This window comes from Parashewanella sp. 2304DJ23-3 (assembly GCF_056591695.1).
In genome coordinates, this window is the sequence record NZ_JBWQOH010000001.1 from 504929 (window position 1) to 526226 (window position 21298).

22 protein-coding genes are annotated in these 21298 nt (G+C 37.9%); 9 read left to right on the plus strand and 13 right to left on the minus strand.

What is annotated here, in order from left to right; all coding sequences use genetic code 11:
• Nucleotide 1: 1 nt before the first annotated feature.
• The 6 genes from lepB to rpoE all read right to left on the minus strand — a co-directional run bounded on the left by lepB (nt 2) and on the right by rpoE (nt 5761).
• Nucleotides 2-916, minus strand: coding sequence for a signal peptidase I (gene lepB / locus AC1EU2_RS02195; RefSeq protein WP_480296367.1), 915 nt, complete (start codon nt 914-916; stop codon nt 2-4).
• Nucleotides 917-1168: 252 nt separating this feature from the next.
• Nucleotides 1169-2959 (minus strand): translation elongation factor 4, encoded by a 1791-nt coding sequence (lepA, locus tag AC1EU2_RS02200; RefSeq protein ID WP_480296368.1) that lies wholly within the window; start codon nt 2957-2959, stop codon nt 1169-1171.
• Nucleotides 2960-3109: 150 nt separating this feature from the next.
• Nucleotides 3110-3583: a SoxR reducing system RseC family protein gene (locus AC1EU2_RS02205; protein WP_480296369.1), complete on the minus strand. Its 474-nt coding sequence runs from the start codon at nt 3581-3583 to the stop codon at nt 3110-3112.
• Between the two features lie 11 nt (nt 3584-3594).
• A complete protein-coding gene (locus AC1EU2_RS02210) occupies nt 3595-4530 on the minus strand; it encodes a MucB/RseB C-terminal domain-containing protein (protein WP_480296370.1) in 936 nt (311 codons plus the stop codon).
• Between the two features lie 8 nt (nt 4531-4538).
• Nucleotides 4539-5168, minus strand: a complete 630-nt coding sequence (locus AC1EU2_RS02215; protein WP_480296371.1) for a sigma-E factor negative regulatory protein — start codon at nt 5166-5168, stop codon at nt 4539-4541.
• A gap of 14 nt (nt 5169-5182) precedes the next feature.
• Nucleotides 5183-5761 (minus strand): RNA polymerase sigma factor RpoE, encoded by a 579-nt coding sequence (gene rpoE, locus AC1EU2_RS02220; RefSeq protein WP_129948090.1) that lies wholly within the window; start codon nt 5759-5761, stop codon nt 5183-5185.
• A gap of 197 nt (nt 5762-5958) precedes the next feature.
• On the opposite strand from rpoE, the gene nadB reads away from it, so the two are divergent.
• Nucleotides 5959-7569 (plus strand): L-aspartate oxidase, encoded by a 1611-nt coding sequence (nadB, locus tag AC1EU2_RS02225; RefSeq protein ID WP_480296372.1) that lies wholly within the window; start codon nt 5959-5961, stop codon nt 7567-7569.
• Here the strand turns inward: nadB and AC1EU2_RS02230 are convergent.
• A complete protein-coding gene (locus AC1EU2_RS02230; RefSeq protein ID WP_480296373.1) occupies nt 7556-7987 on the minus strand; it encodes a protein YgfX in 432 nt (143 codons plus the stop codon). The two genes, nadB and AC1EU2_RS02230, sit on opposite strands and share 14 nt — an antisense overlap.
• The gene (locus AC1EU2_RS02235) at nt 7968-8216 is read right to left on the minus strand and encodes an FAD assembly factor SdhE (protein WP_480296374.1); all 249 of its coding nucleotides are present in this window, start codon (nt 8214-8216) and stop codon (nt 7968-7970) included. Before AC1EU2_RS02235 ends, AC1EU2_RS02230 begins: the two co-directional genes overlap by 20 nt.
• An 81-nt stretch (nt 8217-8297) precedes the next feature.
• Here AC1EU2_RS02235 and AC1EU2_RS02240 point away from each other — a divergent pair, with 81 nt between their 5' ends.
• The 3 genes from AC1EU2_RS02240 to AC1EU2_RS02250 all read left to right on the plus strand — a co-directional run bounded on the left by AC1EU2_RS02240 (nt 8298) and on the right by AC1EU2_RS02250 (nt 9899).
• Nucleotides 8298-8750, plus strand: coding sequence for a hypothetical protein (locus tag AC1EU2_RS02240; RefSeq protein WP_480296375.1), 453 nt, complete (start codon nt 8298-8300; stop codon nt 8748-8750).
• A gap of 78 nt (nt 8751-8828) precedes the next feature.
• Nucleotides 8829-9284, plus strand: coding sequence for a hypothetical protein (locus AC1EU2_RS02245; RefSeq protein WP_480296376.1), 456 nt, complete (start codon nt 8829-8831; stop codon nt 9282-9284).
• Between the two features lie 387 nt (nt 9285-9671).
• A complete protein-coding gene (locus AC1EU2_RS02250; RefSeq protein WP_480296377.1) occupies nt 9672-9899 on the plus strand; it encodes a hypothetical protein in 228 nt (75 codons plus the stop codon).
• 102 nt (nt 9900-10001) lie between these two features.
• Here the strand turns inward: AC1EU2_RS02250 and AC1EU2_RS02255 are convergent, their stop codons facing one another.
• Together AC1EU2_RS02255 and AC1EU2_RS02260 are read right to left on the minus strand one after the other, a co-directional pair.
• Complete coding sequence (locus AC1EU2_RS02255; RefSeq protein ID WP_480296378.1) at nt 10002-12179, minus strand: hypothetical protein; 2178 nt, start codon at nt 12177-12179, stop codon at nt 10002-10004.
• Nucleotides 12180-12388: 209 nt separating this feature from the next.
• Nucleotides 12389-14755: a TonB-dependent receptor gene (locus tag AC1EU2_RS02260; protein ID WP_480296379.1), complete on the minus strand. Its 2367-nt coding sequence runs from the start codon at nt 14753-14755 to the stop codon at nt 12389-12391.
• A gap of 212 nt (nt 14756-14967) precedes the next feature.
• Here AC1EU2_RS02260 and AC1EU2_RS02265 point away from each other — a divergent pair, with 212 nt between their 5' ends.
• The 4 genes from AC1EU2_RS02265 (at nt 14968) to AC1EU2_RS02280 (ending at nt 18852) form a co-directional block, all read left to right on the plus strand.
• Nucleotides 14968-17160 (plus strand): hypothetical protein, encoded by a 2193-nt coding sequence (locus AC1EU2_RS02265; RefSeq protein WP_480296380.1) that lies wholly within the window; start codon nt 14968-14970, stop codon nt 17158-17160.
• 193 nt (nt 17161-17353) lie between these two features.
• Nucleotides 17354-17746, plus strand: a complete 393-nt coding sequence (locus AC1EU2_RS02270; protein WP_129948082.1) for a DUF2721 domain-containing protein — start codon at nt 17354-17356, stop codon at nt 17744-17746.
• Nucleotides 17743-18375 (plus strand): trimeric intracellular cation channel family protein, encoded by a 633-nt coding sequence (locus AC1EU2_RS02275; RefSeq protein WP_480296381.1) that lies wholly within the window; start codon nt 17743-17745, stop codon nt 18373-18375. The genes AC1EU2_RS02270 and AC1EU2_RS02275 overlap by 4 nt, the downstream gene beginning before the upstream one ends.
• Nucleotides 18376-18852: a nuclear transport factor 2 family protein gene (locus AC1EU2_RS02280; RefSeq protein ID WP_480296382.1), complete on the plus strand. Its 477-nt coding sequence runs from the start codon at nt 18376-18378 to the stop codon at nt 18850-18852. It begins immediately after the preceding gene.
• 48 nt (nt 18853-18900) lie between these two features.
• Here AC1EU2_RS02280 and AC1EU2_RS02285 read toward each other — a convergent pair whose 3' ends face one another.
• The gene (locus AC1EU2_RS02285; protein ID WP_480296383.1) at nt 18901-19392 is read right to left on the minus strand and encodes a hypothetical protein; all 492 of its coding nucleotides are present in this window, start codon (nt 19390-19392) and stop codon (nt 18901-18903) included.
• A gap of 330 nt (nt 19393-19722) precedes the next feature.
• Between AC1EU2_RS02285 and AC1EU2_RS02290 the strand changes: the two genes are divergently transcribed.
• The gene (locus tag AC1EU2_RS02290; RefSeq protein ID WP_480296384.1) at nt 19723-19980 is read left to right on the plus strand and encodes a YfhL family 4Fe-4S dicluster ferredoxin; all 258 of its coding nucleotides are present in this window, start codon (nt 19723-19725) and stop codon (nt 19978-19980) included.
• Here AC1EU2_RS02290 and AC1EU2_RS02295 read toward each other — a convergent pair.
• Both AC1EU2_RS02295 and AC1EU2_RS02300 read right to left on the minus strand, forming a co-directional pair.
• Entirely contained in the window at nt 19977-20555 is a 579-nt protein-coding gene (locus tag AC1EU2_RS02295) for a type II secretion system protein (RefSeq protein ID WP_480296385.1), read from the minus strand. The genes AC1EU2_RS02290 and AC1EU2_RS02295 overlap by 4 nt on opposite strands.
• 241 nt (nt 20556-20796) lie before the next feature.
• On the minus strand, nt 20797-21099 hold the full coding sequence (locus AC1EU2_RS02300) for a hypothetical protein (RefSeq protein WP_480296386.1): 303 nt from the start codon (nt 21097-21099) through the stop codon (nt 20797-20799).
• Nucleotides 21100-21298 lie beyond the last annotated feature (199 nt).

Here is a 21298-nt window from a genome sequence, read left to right on the forward strand (position 1 = left end):
ATTAGTGAATTCCGCCTACACGATTAAAGCGAACACCTGTTGGCACCCACTTAGGTAAAAAGTCGGCATCCGTGCGGTCAAATTCAAAGCTAATCCATATTGCAACGGCCTTCCCGACCAAATTAGCTTCAGGTACAAATCCCCAAAAACGGCCATCAAGACTGTTATCTCGATTATCGCCCATCATGAAATATTCGCCCTTAGGTACTTCGAACTCATATGGTTTTGTGCCACTTTGCTTATAGTAAGCACTTACTCGATCTAAAATTGCTGGGTTGATCAAAATATCATGATTTACATCACCCAGTTGTTCGTTGTAACGCAACATCGGGTAACCATTTTGTGAAAACTCACCTCGATTGATCTCTTTTCGGTGAATTAACTCTGGGCCAGGACATTCTTTCACGCCCTCTGCGCACGCTTTCTGAATATAAAGCTGCTTATCACGATAGATGATTTTATCACCCGGTAAACCAATTACACGTTTAATGTAATCAACCGTTGGGTCGATTGGATACTTGAATACAACAACATCGCCACGCTTAGGCTTTCCAGTCTCAACCAATTGTTTTCTCCATACAGGATCCTTTAATCCGTATGCATACTTTTCAACCAGAATAAAATCACCTACCAATAATGTTGGCATCATCGAGCCTGATGGAATTTGAAAAGGTTCGTAAATGAAAGAACGCAAAATTAATACAAATGCGATCACTGGAAAAATAGAATGCGCCGTTTCTACAATCGACGACTCTTGAAGAATCTTTTCTTTCGCTTCTTCAGTTAAACTCTTTGTCTTCTCTGCTTCTGCAAGCGCAGCTTTACGTTTTGGTGCAAACGCAAATGCATCAATAGCCCAGATAATGCCTGAAACCAAAGTGACAACAACTAAAATCAATGAAAAATATTGTGCCATCGTAATTTTTACTCCTGGCTTTTTGTTTCAATTCGTTAGTTTATGGATTACTAATAAAAGCAGTAGTTCCATAACGGTATGGGTTTAAGTGTAAATCAATGTTCAAGGAAACCAAAATCATACACTTAAGGTGCTTTTATTTTGAAACAAATACTTAAAATGCTGCTAAAGATAAAAAATAGTTGTTTCAAAAAAAACGCTAAAGCGCCGCTATTGCGACGCTTTGATTGCACTTAAAATGATTATGACTGATTAATCATTCAACTTAAGTACGGCTAAGAAAGCCTCCTGCGGAACTTCAACATTACCAACCTGTTTCATTCGCTTTTTACCTTCTTTCTGCTTTTGCAGCAGTTTCTTCTTACGTGATACGTCACCGCCATAACATTTTGCTGTTACGTCTTTACGCATTGCTTTCACGTTAGAACGAGCAATGATTTGGCTTCCCACTGCTGCTTGAATCGCAATATCGAACATTTGTCTTGGAATAAGCTCTTTCATCTTATCAACAAGAGCAATACCTTTATGACGAATCAACGAACGGTGAATAATCATTGCAAGCGCATCAACACGATCGCCATTAATTAGTACGTCTAAACGCACCATATCTGCTGGCTCAAAACGTACGAAGTTGTACTCAAGAGAGGCGTAACCACGGCTAGTTGACTTCAATCGGTCGAAGAAATCCATAACCACTTCAGCCATTGGGATATCGTATGTGATCGCAACTTGGTTACCATGGTAAACCATGTTTTTCTGTACGCCACGCTTTTCGATACAAAGCGTAATCACGTTACCTAAATAATCTTTTGGTACCAGAATATTGGCTTCAACAATAGGTTCACGAATTTCAGCTATGTTATTTACTGGTGGTAAGTCTGATGGATTATCGACATAAACCACTTCACCGTTATTTTGCTCAACTTCATATACTACGGTCGGCGCAGTGGTGATCAAATCAAGATTATATTCACGTTCTAAACGCTCTTGAATGATCTCCATGTGCAGAAGGCCCAAGTAACCAATACGGAAACCGAAACCTAATGCCGATGAATTTTCTGGTTCAAATACCAACGATGCATCATTCAAACTTAACTTGTTTAAGGCATCACGGAAGCTTTCAAATTCGTCAGTTGAAATTGGGAAAACACCCGCATATACCTGCGGAGTAACCTTCTTAAATCCTGGTAACGCTTCTTCTGCACCATTTTTAGCGTGTGTAAGCGTATCACCAACAGGCGCACCATGAATCTCTTTCAAACCAGCAATAACAAAACCAACTTCGCCTGTTTTTAGCTCTGGCTTGTCTGTTTGTTTAGGCGTAAAGATACCGACTCTATCAGCAGTATGAGTTTGTCCGGTAGACATAACTTTAAACTTATCACCTTTCTTTAGTACGCCGTTTTTAATACGAACTAAAGAGACAACGCCTAAATAGCTGTCGAACCAAGAATCAATAATAGACGCTTGAAGTGGCCCTTCAGGGTTACCTTCTGGTGGTGGAATGTCAGAGACAATTTTTTCTAAAACATCTTCAATACCAATACCTGTTTTAGCACTACAGCGAACAGCGTCCATTGCTTCAATACCAACAATGTCTTCAATCTCTTCAGCTACACGCTCAGGCTCAGCTTGTGGTAAGTCAATTTTGTTTAGAATAGGAACAACGTCTAATTCCATTTCCAATGCGGTATAACAGTTTGCAAGTGTTTGTGCTTCAACGCCCTGTCCGGCATCAACAACCAACAATGCTCCTTCACACGCAGCAAGAGAACGAGACACTTCATATGAAAAGTCTACGTGTCCTGGAGTATCAATAAAGTTCAGTTGGTAAGTTTCACCGTCATGCGCTTTATAGTTTAAGGTTACACTTTGAGCTTTAATGGTAATACCGCGTTCACGTTCGATATCCATTGTGTCAAGTACTTGAGCCGCCATTTCGCGGTCACTTAAACCATCACAATACTGAATAAGACGGTCTGATAATGTTGATTTCCCATGATCAATATGGGCAATAATCGAAAAGTTTCTAATGTGTTTCATTATGCTCTGTAACTAATGCTAATTACCCAAAGGGGCATTACACTCGGCAAGCTATTTTCATGTGTAAAACATGCGCAAATAAACTTGGCAAGCTTTGAGAAAACTAAAAGTGGTGAATTGTACCCGATTGCGAGACAGATACCAATCAGTTCAATTAATCTGATGGCCTAATCTAGATAAAATTACAGGTTGGGCGATAGATTCAATATTTTTGGCCTGAATACGCCCGAATATCCAAGCGAGAAATGCTCCCAGCCCTCCAAACAAAATCGTAGGAATATCTGCTGATTGGGTAAAGGGAACGACTATGCCTAACTTCTCAAATAGAAATGTTCCTAAAAAAGCACTTGCGAAAAAGCCAAATAATGGCAACAAGTAGACCAATGCCGCCGCTTTTAAAACAACCGATTCAGGCAAACCAATTTTTACCATCTCACCAATTTTGACGGGAACTTGAGTTTGAATAGCAAACGCTTGAGTTTTGGGGGAGAAGGCTTTTGCGACAGCAGCCGTGCCACAGTTTTCATCGTTATGGCAACTGTGACACGCACTCTTTAACTCGACTTCTACGGAAACCCAACCATCTTCTGAATCAGAGACCACTTTGGCCAGTTCTTCCATCATAAAGAAATACTCTATTCTGCGAGCGTTAGACTTTTAGCGATATTCGTAAGCGTTTCAGTAGGTACTTGTCCTATTACAACAACTTCCGCATCGCCGACTTTATCTGTTACTACAGACAAACCGTTACGAGCATTCAATGCTTCCGGTAACTCTGTATCTCCTGCTCTTGCTACATATACAGAAATATTAGCGATACCATCACTGATGCCAATATATTCAACAGGTTGTCGACTTCCATATAAACTATGATGATCTTGCACCAGCACCTTAAAGCCTTTTGGTAACCAATTGAACTTCCATTTGATCACACTTTTATGTGGTAACTGTTTCGCTGCACTAGGCCAATTACGTTCAGCCGCTTCTTGCAGTATTTCAGGCGTTTCATCCATAACACCCATTTCAATTACCATTAATTGCTCTAGCAAGTGTTTGTCTGGGCTGATGGTATCTAAACGAAGTGGTAAGTAATTCTCCATATCTAACCAGAGCTGATATCCATAACGGAAATCATCATTTGGTATAATTCGAACTAATTGGCCAGGTCGCCCTGCGATCCTGTTACGGCCGCCAAGCACGAATTGATAACTGTTAGAGAGTAAGTTAATGTCTTCAGCAAAAACTTGTGGCCACAAACCATCTATTCGCTGAGCTTTAACACTGTATGGAGGTTGCTCATTTTCAAGAAAAGTAACTTGTTCACCAACACGAATTGCTTTTTGTGGTGGTCCATTTAAGTACTCTAAGAAAGCCACTTCCTGTTTATTAACTACGCCATGTAAGTAAACCAAAGGACGAATATGATCGGACTGAACCTCGATCATAGATGCTTTGAATTGTGTTTGTTGAAGGGCTTGGCTCATTTTATCAAGCCAAGCCTTCGCAGAAAGTTCGTTTTGTGCAAATGCAGGGAATACTATAATAGATAGTATTAACAAAAGGGAACGCAAATGAACTCCTATTGCTCGTTCTGAGGTACAAGCTCGTTTGAGTCTTGTTCCTGTGCTCCAGTATTTAATCGTTGTTGCAACATATGGTCTTGAATATAAGCATTAATTCTACGACGTTGCTCGTTGATTTTATCGTTATATTCTTGTTGACTCAATGCTGATGATGCAGGTTCTGCCTGTAAACTTACTGGAGAAGCACTACCAACAAGTGGCATTGTGTTAACAACAGGCAATGGGTTGTTATCAATATCAGATTGATCTTGATAATTCTGTACCCCAATAACGGCAAAAACAGCAACTGATGCAGCAATAGCATATTGGCCGAATTGCTTCACAATGGGTACAGTTCTAGAAGCTAATGTTACTACGTTTCCAGACGTAACCACTTCTTCTTGTGTAGCCGTAGTTTTTATAACAGGCGCTACGATTTCTGGCTCATTTTCAAGCGCTGCAGCAATATTTGCTGATAAATCTAGTGGCATCGTCTCAGGCAGGTCATCACGCAATGCATCACCAATCATGTGATAGCGTTGCCACTGTTTTTGTGATTGCTCATCTGATACAAGCTTACTAATTGCTTGCTCATCAAGAGCACCATCTACAGCAGAGGATACCCATTCTTTCTCAAATTTATCCATTACACACCTGTTTATTACTCTTCCAATAGCGGTTGAAGCACTTTATCGATGGCTTCACGAGCTCTAAAGATTCTTGAACGTACCGTACCCACAGGGCACTCCATAATGTTCGCAATATCTTCATAACTCATACCTTCGAGTTCCCTCAATGTTAAGGCCATCCTTAACTCCTCGGGAAGTGTCTCCAACGTATCAAAAATCACTTTTTTCATTTCACTTGAAAGCAATAACCTTTCAGGTGAAGCAAATTCCTTAAGTGCGTCGCTGCCGTCATAATATTCGGCTTCTTCTGCATCTACATCATTCGCAGGCGCCTTTCGCCCCTGTGAGACTAAGTAATTTTTCGCAGTATTGACCGCAATTCGGTACAACCAAGTATAAAATGCACTTTCACCTCTAAAGTTAGGCAGTGCTCGATAAGCTTTAATAAAAGCTTCTTGAGCTACATCAGCTGCGTCAGCCTGGTTTCTCACAAAACGTGAAATAAGACTTAACACTTTACTCTGATATTTTTGCACTAACAGGTTATATGCTTGTTTATCACCCTGTTGCACTCGTTCAATTATTATTTGATCGTTATTCTGTCCACTCATCCGAGCCGACTACTCCTCAATCCTAGTTGCTGATTTCTCAGTCGCTCGAAATATCTCTTAACTGTTTAAATCTTTCCAGTTACATAGTAGACACACGCGATTTGAAAAAGTTCTTAGATTTATTAAAAAAATGCTACAGCATTAAAATCACTTTTGATTTACCATTATAGGTATTCTATAAAACAGCAATTTAGTCGATGACACAGTTAAATGAACACCAATCAGATGTATTGGTAATTGGTAGTGGTGCCGCCGGTCTGACTATAGCATTAAATCTCGCTAAGCAGTGTAAAGTAATTTTAGTCTCAAAATCAAAACTTTCAGAAGGTTCTACCTATTATGCTCAAGGTGGAATAGCTGCTGTTTTCGATGATAATGATACTGTTGAAGCCCATATAAGAGATACAAAAATCGCAGGTGGTGGCCTTTGTGAAGAACAAGGCGTTAGACACACCATCGAAAACAGTAAAGAAGCCATTTTATGGTTGATCGAAAATGGGGTTAGCTTTGATCGAGACTTAGATCGAGATGATGAAGGTACAGAATACCATTTGACTCGTGAAGGCGGTCATAGCCACCGTCGAATTCTTCATACTGCTGATGCTACAGGTAAAGAGATACAATTAACGCTTCAACAACAAGCACTCGCTCACCCCAACATAACCGTTTTAGAACGCTATAATGCGGTAGATTTAATCACTACACAAAAATTCGGTGAAGAACCGAACCGTGTTTTAGGAGCTTATGTTTGGAACCGTAATGTTGAACACGTAGAGACGATTAAAGCCAAGTCAGTAGTGCTTGCAACTGGTGGGTGTTCAAAAGTTTATCAATATACATCAAATCCAGATGTATCCAGTGGCGATGGTATTGCAATGGCATGGCGTGCTGGCTGTCGAGTCGCCAATATGGAGTTTAACCAATTCCATCCAACATGCTTATATCACCCTGATGCTAGAAACTTCTTGCTCACTGAAGCATTGCGCGGTGAAGGCGCCGTTTTGCGTCGTCCTGATGGCTCACGCTTTATGACTGACTTCGATGAGCGCGCAGAACTCGCACCGCGTGACATTGTTGCTCAAGCCATTGATTTTGAGATCAAGCGCTTGGGTGTTGATTGTATGTATCTCGATATTACACATAAACCTGCAGAGTTTGTGATCAAACATTTCCCGACGATCTATCATCGCTGTTTAGAGCTTGGTATTGATATCACTGAACAGCCAATACCAGTGGTGCCTGCTGCTCACTATACTTGTGGCGGTGTGATGATCAATCTGGATGGTAAAACAGATGTTGATGGTTTATATGCTGTCGGCGAGGTGTCTTATACTGGGCTACATGGTGCAAACCGCCTAGCAAGTAACTCTTTATTAGAGTGTATTGTTTATGCCCGTTCTGCTTCAGAACACATTATTGCCAATATTGAATCCATCTCACTCCCTGAAACATTACCTGCATGGGATGAAAGTCAGGTATCGAATTCTGACGAAGAAGTCGTCATTGCCCATAACTGGCATGAGTTAAGACTGTTTATGTGGGATTATGTGGGCATTGTTCGAACCAATAAACGTTTAGAACGCGCATTACGTCGCTGTCAAATGTTACAGCAAGAAATCCAAGAGTATTACAGTAACTTCAGAGTAAGTAATAATTTGCTTGAGTTACGTAACCTAGTTCAAGTAGCAGAATTGATCATTCGTAGTGCAATGGATAGAAAAGAAAGCCGAGGCTTACATTTCAACACAGATTATCCAACAAAAGAGGATAATCCAAAGCCAACTATTCTAACGCCTAATTCCTTCTAATATACAAAAGCAAGCGACTCAAATGACGATAGTTTGAGTCGCTAAGCATGTCTCTCCAAACAATGATAAGTTGTGATTTTTCTGTTTGGTCTTCAACCTCAGTACTTGGAAATACATAAAAAGCACACAATAAAGGTGAAACCCACAACACCTTACACTCAAACTCGTTTGGGTTATTAGTGAATTTAAATAAATTATGCGAATGAAGAGAAAAAGAGAGTTTATAAGACCTTAGGCGATAAATGACATAAGAAAAGTAACTGCAAACTGCGATAGCAATGACAACTTGAATTAGCCACAACCCAAGACCTTGTGGCCAAAAGTAAAGTGTAAATAAACAAAAAGCCGCCAAGATAAGCTTTGACAGCTTTTGTTGTAACGATGAAGTAAGGTAAAAACTATGGCTTTGGTCGACCACGAACTTTAATCACCATTTCAGCGAGCTCACTATCGGTGCAATCTTCATGCCCCATGAACCACGCAAACAATTCAGGATCTTCACACTCCAATAGTCGAATGAAAGTTGCCTTATCTTCTTTAGAAAGGTTTTCATAATGTTTTTCAACAAAAGGTTGAAAAATCACATCCAGCTCAAGCATCCCTCGGCGACAAGCCCAGCGTACACGGGCAATGTTCATTAATTCCAAAAGTATTCCTCAAAACCCATTTTTGCGTTAGTTTAGCAGTAATTACAGGGTAATCCTATTCCCTAACTGGAGATAAAGTTTATGAAAATGATAACTTTGTTTTTATCCGCATTTTTACTTTGCAGCTGTCAAAACATACCATCCGTTCACCTCGATGACTTTCACTTAATAAATAAAGTTAATGATGATAAAGTCTGTTTCTTATCCGCTATAGATGAATCTAATCAATACTTTAGTTGTACTATTTATAAAGTTGACCCAATAAATCACAACTTTCTAAAACTTGATATCAGTAATATTTACCCTGTTAATCCACAAGATAAGCCATTATTTTGCAAGTTTAAGAATTATCGACCACTCAGAGCTGAACCTATATTTGCTCAAAATTATAGTATTGATGAAATCGAAAATCATAGATTTACCATCAACTACAAACGCCCAATTCGAACTCCACAAATTTATATGAAATTTGAAGCAAGCGGATTTCATATTAAAAGCCATATAACAGTAAGTTGCAGAGTTAATGAAAATTAACCATACATTAACTGAAAATCGATCTAAGCTCATTATGTTTAAAGCTATTACTTCAGTAAACTAGATGAGGAACGAGTTATGAAAATACTCAAGCTACTCGCACTTACTACACTTTCTTTAGCATCAGCAACATGCTTAGCCGCCACTCCTTCAAATGAGAATAATGTCGACTCAGTTTTAGATGTCCACGACATATGCAAATTAGCTCATACTCCTGGTACATCAGGAGAATTCAGCTGCTCCGTATCCAATCACGATACAATTATAGGGAACACTACTGTTCACTTAAATTTTACAGCAATGCTTGTACCCAATGAATTTTCGGGAGTCCAATGCCATTTTCAAAACGCATTTGTGAAAGGGAACGAAAGCAATGGCTACATAATCTCTAAAGTGACTGATCATACTTTCACCATAAACAAAGTTGATGGAAAAATACAAGATCCTTCTAATACTGTCGACATTACAATTGATGAACATAAAGCCAATCAGAGGCATATAAATATTGACCATTGTAAGAGCTTGGTCAATTAAATATCTAATTCTTAAAGTCTAAATTTTCGTTAAAGCACTCCATGTTGCGGCTTTAACGAAAATAAACTTATAGAGTATCTGATTCTTCAGGAGAAAGCTGCTTCATTAGTCTTAAATAGTAGGTTCTAGACAAGCTCTGCAATTCACTCAATATCATTTCTCGGACACTTTCATCTTTATACCTCGCAATAGCACTTCCATACTCACCCTCTTTGCAATGCCCTAGTATCGCTTTTGAATAACTTTTACTGCACATTTCATTGTGAAAAGGTAACATATCATCTAATGATATTTCAGGCCGTGGACAACCTCGGTCAGGTAGCAATTTGAAAAGTAGATGACTACTACATTAGGCCTAACAGCACAGTTAAAGTGGATTTTTCAAAAATGGACACAACTACGCTTGGTTTCTCATATATCCAATGCCACTTTAAAGACGCCCACCCTAAGCCCGGTGAGAGTAATGGGTATCAAATATTACCTACCTCAAAACATTCTTTTCGCATCCAAAAGAAATCAGGAGAATCTCAAGCTGGACATCAAGTTAACGTCCAAATTTATGAAGGAAGCCATGTTACAAAAACTGTAAATATAGATAGCTGTACAGTTAATTAAAGGTGCTTTCTGAAAGCCAGTAAACAATTACTGGCTTCTTGATAATAGAATTGAATGATTTTTTCAAAATGCTTATTAAATTTTTTCGTTTGATTAAGACTTTTATACATGAACAAAGCTATCTTCAAACTTTTCTTGTCTTTTTGCTTCTTGTTCCATCATATCGAAAAATTTTGTTAATAAAGCTTGGATTCTATCCAGATCAAATTGTTTTTGAACCTCCCCATCAAACAACGCTTCAGTGAGTTCTGAGCTTTCTAATAGAGCTATGGCTCCTTTATCAAGTTCCTTAGCCTCAACTAATTCCATCACGTTAAATATTACTTCTACTTTTTGTACTTTAGGCAACTTTGCAAATATAGCTTTAAAACACGATTCGCCTGATTGCGGCAATTTATCGCCAAGGTCAAACTGCTCTGATAGCAATAATTTCTGAGGAAGCCATTTTATGAAATGTTTAACAATGCCTTTTCCTAAATTATTTTGTGAAAGGTGCTCAAGTATTTCTCCCAGTTCATCAGGCTTTAAAGTTAACAAATAATTTTCAGTTAAATTATCCATGAAAATTATTTTCCTCTCTCCAGTACAAGCTAATAATTCACTTTGACGGGGGTCTTCAGTCCAAATAGGATTAGAAAAAATTTCAGCCTTGGCTTTAGCTGATATATTTCCGAGAAGGCATTTTAAATTATTAGGTTGATTGAGACAGAATAGCTTCAATAGTAATATTTCATTATTATTTAATGCTTTATCTGTTAAATCTGTCATCAGATTGAATCCAGAATCTGTCCCTTGATAAAGGGAAGCAACTTGTTGAATTTGATCTAATGAAATACCTTGAAAAAGGCTGACTAACTGTTCTCGGGTTGCTTCCGGTTTTATAGCTGTCTCTAATTGCAACTTAAAGCCTTTTGGTAAACTTTTTTTATGTTCTATTTCTTGAGATGGTTCTTCCGTTGGCGCAGGGCTACTAATCGTGTCCAGTTCTTCACCTTGGATCATATTGAGAGCTAAACCACAAACCCTTCCAATCAATAAAGCCTTTTGCGGAGATCGAACATAGAGTTCTGCCACTTCATCTGGAGAGAAAGGGGATGGATTTAACACAAATGGAGTAGTAATATCTGACACTTCTGGAAATAAAATAACACTAGCTGCTAGCATCTTTGAATAGTCACAATCTCTACTACAGGCAAGTAATTTAAATATTTGTACTTTTGCGTTTTCACGAATTTTAGCTGGAACAAATGCTAATATACTTTCAATCTCTTCTGTTTTTACGTCTTTAAGTTTTATGTGATTAGTGAGTGATTCAATAACACTTTTTACATTAACATCATCTAATTCATTATTTTTAACATTAATTTGATTCTCGAGCACTCCTGAAAATATCAATTGCCTCGCAGTGATAGGGTATTTATTAAGTGCTTTAATCAATTGAGGCTTTTGCTCTTCACAAAGCTTTAGCTTGTTATTTACAACTAAAGATCGGTCAATGCGCTCACCACCTCTCAGTAAAGCCTCTGACTGTAACGAGTGTAAATATAGTTCCATTATGTCTTGATCAATATCTAAAGAAGACAAAGAAGACAAATAGTTCAATACTTTTTTAGGTTCTGAATACGATTTATCCCATAAAAAATCTAACAGTTTTCCTGCTCTGTAACTCCCTTTTACCCCCAATTGCCTTGCAATATCTTCTTTATTATCTGCTTCATCAAATCCTTCAAACATAATTTCAAACAAGTTAAATTGCCCATGATTGAAGTTTGAATCTTCTAATAAGTGAATCACTAAATCTGGCCTAGTTTTAGCTAATTCAACTAAGAACTCTCTATTTATGTTTCCTTCTAATTCAGGTTTCACCAACTTTGATGTTTTTGTTGTGTTTATCTCATCATACTCAAGTTGAGAATCATGCGTCTTTAGAAAGGAAACCACATTTAAAGCTGTTGATGCTGAGGACTGCTTTAATATTCCAATTAATTCATCCCTAGAGCTAACCGATGCTATAACTTCTTCAGCTTGAATGTATTTATCTGATAAAAGCTGAACTTTATAACTATTAGCTAATTGGGTATCTGACTTTTTTTGCTCAGTATTAATCCAAAATCCCCCGTCCATAAACCGCTCTACTTTTACTTGAATTTCTCCATTAACTTTCTTAGCTGAAAGTTGCCTTCCATCAGGGTGAGTAAATTTACTCACTTTATTATCTCTTAAATCAGCAAAATCAGTGTGTTTGAACTGATAGTTTTCACCAACCCCACATACGGCCATCTTCTTGCCCTACAAAAATACCTTTATAGGTCTAAGTCTAATTGACGGACATTTCCATACGATGGAGTAAAGGTTAAAATTTGTTATAAATACCGTCAGTTATAACAAATTTAATAGTGAGTTAATCTCGAGGTTATTTACTTTCTCCTTGAAACAAAAAAGCCAATATCTCAACTAAAGATACTGGCTCTTTGTTTAACAGAAACTATCTAAAATTTGCCTTCAAAGCTTAAACTAACTTGACGTTCTGTACCAAATTCAACAGACTGTTGAGTACGTGAACCTCCTGTTGTTCTGAATGCATAATAATCATTATCCAGTAGGTTTTTCGCAGTTAAGAATAAGCCAAAGTTATCCCAATTATAACCAACTCGAGTGTTAACGATTGTACGAGTGGCACTTCGTGTTGCTTGCTCAGGGTCATTTTGTGCAACAAGCTTATCTGCTGATGAATCTTGGTAATTGGCATTTACATTAAAAAATATGCCGTTATCTGCGGTATACGTCACACCTAAGTTTGCAGTCCATTCTGGAGCACGAGCAAATGAACCACCAGTGTATACATCTTCATCATCTACGAAATCAGTGAATTCACTTTTCGCTAAACCAAAACCGCCGTTAAGTTTAAAGTTTTCTGTAACGGTATAGAAAGATTCAACTTCAAAGCCTTTTACTTCAGCATTACCCGCATTCACAGTGTAATAATCAAAACGACCACCTGTGTCGCCTTCAACTGACACTTGCATATCCTTCCAATCTAAGAAAAACAAATTAGCGTTTACCACCAAATCATCATCTAGCCATGCTGAACGGAATGACAATTCAAAGTTATTAGTAAACTCTGGGTCATATTCAAAGATTTCAGTTGTTGCGATATTACGCCCTACACCACCACTGCGGTATCCACGTTGATAAGTGAAGTGAGTGCTCATTGAGTCATTAATGAAATAACTTACACCTAACTTTGGTAAAAGCTCAGTAAAGCTTTCTTCAACTTGATCTTCTTTTCCTGAAGCATCTTCAGCAAATTTTAAAATTTGTCCGTTCAACAAACCTAAAATTTGTGGCAAAGCCGGATGAACAGCAGCATAAGCAGGGTTTGTCGGATCCGGCAATTGTGCGCTATTCTCGATACTTGTAATTGTTTCGCTGTAACGAGACTGTTTCTCGTAGTCGTAACGCAAACCACCAAATACTTCGAAGCTATCATTCAATTTATAACTTAATTCAGTATATAAAGCCGCACTTGTAATCTCTTCACCAGAGTTGCCAAATGCTCTAACAGCTGCAGGGTCAAAGCCAGTTTGACTATAGACAGGCATTACAACTTGATTAGTAATAAATTCAGCTTCTGCTTGGGAAAAACCAAAACCAGCTTGTAATTGACCCACTAACAATTGAGGCACACCTAATTCGACTAAACTGATTTGTCTAGGACCATCAAATACATCTTTAACTTTAATATCAGAATAATAAGCACCAAATACGGCATTTAACTTATCACCTTCAAAAGTGAATCGAAGTTCCTGACTTTTCGTTTTGTCATTTCTATCATCAATGAGGGTTGATTGAGACTGCGCAGTTTGATCACCATCCCAACGATAACCGTAATCAGAGTTCAAGTAGGTAGAAACCGAATCAAATGACCATTCATCATTGATATCGTAAGCTACTGACAAAGTTAAAATGTCATTATCCGTGAATTGGTAAGTCTTATCATTAAATTCGTTAAAACGATTATCAGCTGTTGATCTTGGGTCAACAAAAGGAACCCCAATTTCGCTGTCATTATAGGTATAACTTAACGTTGCGCTTAAACCTTCAATTGCATTCGGCTCAAACAAAAATTTTAGACGATAAGTTTGGTTTTCGTTGTAATCAGAATAATCATTACGTGTGATGTTTTTATTTACACCGTCAAAGTTGTTATTTTCACCACTAAAACGGAAAGCAACTTGATTTTCAATTAATTCACCGCCGACAGCAACTGCTGCTTCACGCTGACCATTTTGACCAACAGTAATACGAGTTTTACCACTCCACTCATAAGTTGGTTGTTCTGTAGTAATCCAAATTGCACCCGCTAACGCATTACGCCCTTGGAGTGTTGATTGGGGTCCACGCAAAACTTCAACTTGGTTTACATCCCAAACATTAAATGCACCTTGTTGAATCATTCGATATGGAAGAACAGCGCCGTCTACATATACGCTCGTTAAATAACTTGTACCACCACCAGAAACGTTGAAAGAATTAATACCACGAATACTAAAATCACGCCCAAACTGACCTGATACATTAGGTATTTGATCCAAAACTTCGTACAAATTAATTAATTGCTCATCTTCGATTTGAGACTCAGTAATCACAGCAACACTCGTTGGTGTTTCTTGCAATTCACGATCTATCTTTTGACCTGTTACGATGATTTTTTCGATTTTTTCATCTTCTGCGAAAACATTTACTGAAAGCGCTGCGGTTGAAAGTAAACCAATCTTAATTAAACGAGCTAGATATGTAGGTTTCATTGTCCCTTCACCAATCCATATGTTAATGCGAATTATTTTCGTTAACATTATAAGATCGTTTATCAATTAAATAAATCAATATTTCATACTGTAACCATTGATTTATTTTACGACAGCGAAAAAAGTGCATTTCATTTATGGGAACTCGTCACTTTCAAAAACTTAAGTAAATTCAAATAAAAGATCATCAATTGTTAAATTTGTGTAACATTGAACTGTTTCACATAAAAATCACAATAAAACCAATAGGCATGAAATTTATGAACGCTACGAAAGGAATGTTATGGTTCGCAAGTTTGCTTTCTATAACTATTTTGCAAGGATGTGGTGGTTCCGATGATAAAAAGGAATCAAGTAGTCCCACAACTCAACCTGTCACTCAACAACCTACAGCACCTAAACTAAACATCGCTGGCGAAAGTGACTTATCAATCAGGATAAATGAATCCATACTCTTTGAAATAACAAACTCTGGAGATCCGGTCACTGATTGCTCAATTTCACCCGCTCTATCGCAGCCACTAGAACTAAGGAAAATCGGTAGTACTTGCGTATTAAGCGGAATAGCTAATTCTGAATTTGAAAAAAAGAATTTCACAGTTACGGGAAGTAATGATGTTGGGTCATCATCTGTTGAATTATCTTTAGAAGTCGTTCAAACAGTACCTGTATTTACAAGCACCCTCGAATCACTTTATCAACTACAGATTCAACAGCCTTTTGAGCTATTCATTACGACTCAATTAGCGAATGCTGAAACATGTACGACTTCACCAGAGTTGCCACCCGGTTTAAGCGTGACTAACAGCGGTGGTCACTGTGTCATTAATGGTGCTCCCACTGAAGCAAGCACAAGTACGTCCTATACCCTTTCAGCTAAAAACAGTGGTGGAACGACGCAAACTTCATTCAATATTCAGGTAGATCCACTCAGTGAATATTCAGGTGATGGACCTAACCCAAGCAATTTTGATTTTGTCTCTGAAATTAGCGAGAAAGACAACCCTAACTTAAATGTCATTGCAGTAAGAGAAGATAACTTCGACTATGACACTGTACTACGTCTCCAGAGTAATGGGTTTCCGAATATCATCCAATCTATCAAAACCAGTTCAGGATTAAATTTAACTTCGGCAGAAGATATTGCCTCTTTGTTTAAATTGCACATTGATCCGAATAGCGGTGAAGTTGAAGTACATTTAACTCGTCAGCTCAACTTTGAACAAGACGCTGCTTTTTATGAGCTTAACTTAGAGCTTGGTTCAAAACCTGTTACCTTGCTTGTTCGCCTCTTCAATGTGCAAAACGGCACTGAAGCAGAGCCGCTAACCGTCAGTAGTCTTTCTGAATTGAGAAGCTTTGCTGATGGCCAGTTCATCACAGAAAACATTGGCTTTGATGATATTGATTTAGGCGAACATACTAACCGTAATGATCAGAACTTAGCTAATTTGATCATCACCTTAGACCGAGATATTGATGCCTCAGCGTCAGCAACGTCTCCTTGGGAGGCTTTTGAGCTAGAAGGTACAATCGACGGAACTAAGCATGTTATTTTCAACTTAACGACTGCTAATAACGGCTTTATCTATAACAATGACCACAATGACTTAGCGAAAATAAAGAATATTGGTTTTGACAATGCTTCGTTTAAATCAAGATTTATTTACGTTGCAAATGGTGAGCTAAACAGTATTTATTTAACTGGAACTGCCACTCCCGATGAAAGTGCATCTCTATACTTTTCCCCGCTTTCTGCTGCAATAAACCCTATCACTCGGGTTTACACAAACCTCTATGTTGATTTAGGTGAAAACTTAACCATTAATAGAGTTGAAATCGGTGGAATATTTGGAGGAATTGGTTCTTTCTTTTATCTAGAGTCCGCATACAGTAATGGAACCATTACTGGTAGCTTTGAAAGTGTAGGCTCTAACGCACAAATAGGCGGAATTGTAGGTGCAAGTATCTTTAACTATTCAGACCGTTTTAGACCTTCACTAATTTATAGCGCAATGAAACTTGATGTCAGTGGTAATCAAGGGAGAATTGGTGTCGGTGGGCTTGGAAGTCAATACCTTGAGTACCCCGAAGGAGAGGTAAGCAGTAGCGATTATCAATGGCGATTTGTCAAAGATAGAGGAAACCCATCCATCACCAGAAATGTTGGTAATCTACATCGTGATTTAAATAATGATGGTATTGCTGATGAAAATGGTGAAGGTCCAGATGTATCAGGCTCTGGCATAACCGAAGCACAACTGAAGCTTGCTGAAACCTTTACGGGCTTATGGATAGCTGAAGACAGTCATTTTGATATACAAGATGGTGAATTCCCCGTCCTCAAAGGTATGCCTTATCCACATACTTTAGGTGCGAGCTGGCTTAATGCGGAAGATCCTGGTGTCGCTCATCAACGCGCTACTTATAACGACTATCTAACAAAGCCTTAAAGCTCTATAGCTTTTTACGAATAAGTGTCGGTAATTTCAATGGTTATTACCGACCTTTCTCGAACTGTAACTTACAAAATGTGATCGTGCATATAATTCTTCATAAACTCAACGATTGAGCAAAATAAACACTACATATGTAATAAAATTACATTTATAATCTACGGCTGTATTCTTAATTTTAGGCCGAAGAGTGTTTGAGAAATTACATTTATCATTAACTACTCCAGCATTACTATTTCCAGCAATTTCTTTGTTGTTGCTTGCATATACAAATCGATTTTTCTCATTGGCTGCCTTGATCAGAAATTTAAGCTCTGACCAAAAACCAATATTGAATGATCAAATAAAGAACCTACACAAACGGATTGCGATCATAAAGCGAATGCAAGAGTCAGGCGTAGTTGCATTCGCTTTATGTGTAGTAAGTATGATCTTACTTTACATAGGCTTTAACGAAGTGGGTTCAATCGTATTTGGTTTAAGTTTATTACTATTACTTTATTCACTAATTCTATCAGTGATAGAAATTAGAATTTCTGTAGACGCACTCAACATTCACCTTAAGGAAATAAGTAAAAAATGAGTCAATGGATTTACTTCTTTGATTTATGGGGCACAGCGGTTTTTGCACTAACTGGCGCTTTAGCTGCCGGCCACCATAGGATGGATCCGTTTGGGGTTCTCGTTTTAGCTGGTGTAACAGCTGTTGGTGGCGGAAGTATCCGTGATTTACTCATGGGCTCTACACCTGTTTTTTGGTTGCAAGATACAAATTATATTTTAGCGATTCTACTTACTGTCGCTTTAACATTGCTGTTGTTACGTTCGAATAACAACCGAAATGCACCTTGGTTCATTTTACCTGTTGCCGATGCTTTCGGCTTAGCATTGTTCACTATTATTGGAACTGAAAAGGCACTCCTATTGGGGTTAGATGAAATTTCTGCAGTCATCATGGGAGTCGTAACAGGGATTGGTGGCGGTATTCTCCGTGACGTTATTTGCAGACAGGTGCCGATGGTACTACGTACAGAAATTTACGCTACAGCTTGTATGATTGGCGCTATTTGTTATGTATTATTCCTGAGTGCTGGTTTCGATCAAAAAACAACGATGTTTATTGCTATGGGTACCACGTTATCAATTAGATTAGCCGCGATTCGCTGGCGTTTATCATTGCCTGCTTTTGATTTAAGTTTAAAGAGTTCATAGATGAGAAGTTTGTTATTTGCTATTGTATTTTTTGTTTCTTTTTCAACGCTTGCATCAAATGGAAAAATTCCACCAGAGCAAAAGCTGGCGCTGAATTACATACATGCGCTCACAAATAACGACATGAAAGAACTCAGCACCTTCTATAGTAGAGAAAGTGTTTTTCAGGATAAAACTGCCGATAAAAAATATGTTGGCCGTAGCCATATTTTAGAGTTTATCCATAGAGCTCATGAAGGTTTAATCGAGTATAAATTTACTATCGAACACATGTTTAATTCGGGCTCTTTGGTCGTCATTGTAGGAAGCTACAGTTATAGAGGGTTGGGTCGACTTTTTGGAAAACCGGGGAAGGTAATCAATATTTCTGTATCTGGGGTTACAACCTTAGATGTTGATGTAAAAAACCATAGAATTAAAAAACACGTTGATATGATTGATTACCAAACAATGAATGACCAACTAGAAGTACAATAATTCATATGCGTTATGCCCGTATATACATTTACGGGCATAACGTAAACTTTACTTCGAATCGTATTCCTTCTTTAACTTAATATATCGCTCATTAAGTTGTGAAGTGTACAAAGCAAGTAAGACAGAATAATTGACTGACTTTTTGGGTACATCAAAAAAATCAGATACTAATTCAAACATCATACAAATCGCTTTATCTAGGCTATGTTTCGCAATTGACAGCGATTTAACAAAAACCACTTTTTTATTCTGATTTATCACACACTTTACAGCCCAACCTGATTTTTTCTGAGGAGGAACAATAATAATATGTTTCAACTTACCATCAGGATGACAAAACATAGACATTAAAGAATTATTCGAAGATATTTGTTTATCTGCAAGCTCATTATCTAACTGTTTAGCTTCATACTTTTTTAACGCAAGCTCTTTACCTAAAAGACCTGTAACATTAATAAATCGGTTAAACTCTTCTTTATTTACCTTGCGATGAACGTGAAGGTACTCTCGCCCATCGAGCTCTCTATATACTACTGACATAACGCCTCTCTCAGAAGGCGCATCCTTGCTAATGTAACCTTTCTAATACTTAAAAGGCTTAAAAAATGATATTGAAGGATTTTATCAAAAGTTGTGAACCGAAAACTAGCAATCATTGTGTAAAATTTTATAAAGGCAAAATATAAACTTAGTACAATTCGATTAATTTTCTATAAACAAGCGAATTGCTCGTTATTATTACTGTTACACACGCTCTGCTTTTATAGTAAAATACCTACCTTCAAGGTAATTCATAGTCATCACGTCCCAATAACGTACTTTCTCTGAAACCCTTACTATTACTGAATTTTACCGAGGAACATCAACAAAGTGGCGTTATTAATTGATGACAGTTGTATCAATTGCGATATGTGTGACCCAGAGTGCCCAAACGAAGCAATTAGTTTAGGCGAAGAAATTTTTGAGATTGAACCTGACCTTTGCACCGAGTGCGTTGGCCATTATGACAAACCAACATGTGTATCAGTTTGCCCTATCGATTGTATTGCTCCAGACCCAAACCATAAAGAATCACAAGATGAACTCTTAGTAAAATATGGTATTTTAACTGGGAAAATTAAGGTTTAGCAGCCTGTGGTTACCGCTTGTACTGTGGCAGCGGTTGATCCTTTTGCTATAAAGTAACGGATATAGCACTCAGTATTTGAGGGTGTAACCCCACTCCCAGAGCCTGTTCCATCTTTTGATAAGACACCAAAGCCTATATCCATTGCAAGCCTTCTTACTCCGTCAGCTTCTCGCTCGCCCATTCCTTGATAAACCCAGTCGAGTTCAGTGTTATTTGCATTTACGCTGTATAACCCAATACTACCGATATCAACACTTGCAAATAAGCCTGTATTTAAAAAATTCGGATAACCAGGAAGCTTAGGGTATCCATAACTAATCTCAACATCTTTGCCTGCAATTTTTATCACCGCACTTTGTTCTTCAGCAACACCTGCGACTTCAGCTTTCATATGAACCATTGCAATGGCACTTTTTATCGAACCGGCAGTTTGCTCTAAAGTAGCCTTACGAGCATCTGATGAAAAGTCAAAAAGCTTTGGCGCAGCGATTACGGCTAAAACGCCTAAAATCACAATAACAATCACGAGCTCAATTAACGTAAATCCGTTTTGAAGTTTGCTTTGTTTATTCATTGGGTAAAGAAGATAAATGAGTTAACTTACGTATTTACTCTACAGTAACTCCAACAATAAAAATATCGATAAAATCAATATTTTTATCTGCTTATGTTTTCTTTAAGTCAAACAAATAAGAGATGGTGCTTTTATGCTGAGCAAAATATGAACTCAACTTCCTTCATAAACACTCGTACTCATATCTGAATGAACGAGCCATTTTCCATTACTTAAATTTTCCAGTGTAATATAGCGCCCACTATTTATCGTTTGTCCACCAATGTGACCAAACTATAGTTCGAACGCAAAAGTTTAGAGCATTATAGTCGGCTTTTTTATCACCTAAGAAAATGAAAATATCATCATTTTTTGTAGCTAAACTCTGAGCTTCAGTAACTTTTCTTGAGTTTTTACCAACGAAGGCTTTGGTGTGAATTCTTATTGAGACCAGTGAATCACAACTTTCACAGCCAAAGCTTGTGGTATCAGAAAAAGCCAGCAACTTAACATTGTTACCAAGTTCACTTACAACATCGACAGCTGTTTCATCGGCCGACTCCAAAGGGTTGGATAAGATTTCACCGAGGTTTCTGCCATCAGGCTCAATTGAAATTCAGGAGCCATTATCGATACTACCTGAATCATAGAGTTTACTTCCATTCCACTCTTGTTTTGGGTTATAAGAATGATGGACAGATAACGAATTATCTTTATTAGTTAGCCCACATAACTGGCAGATAGCATCAGCAAAAAAGTACCTT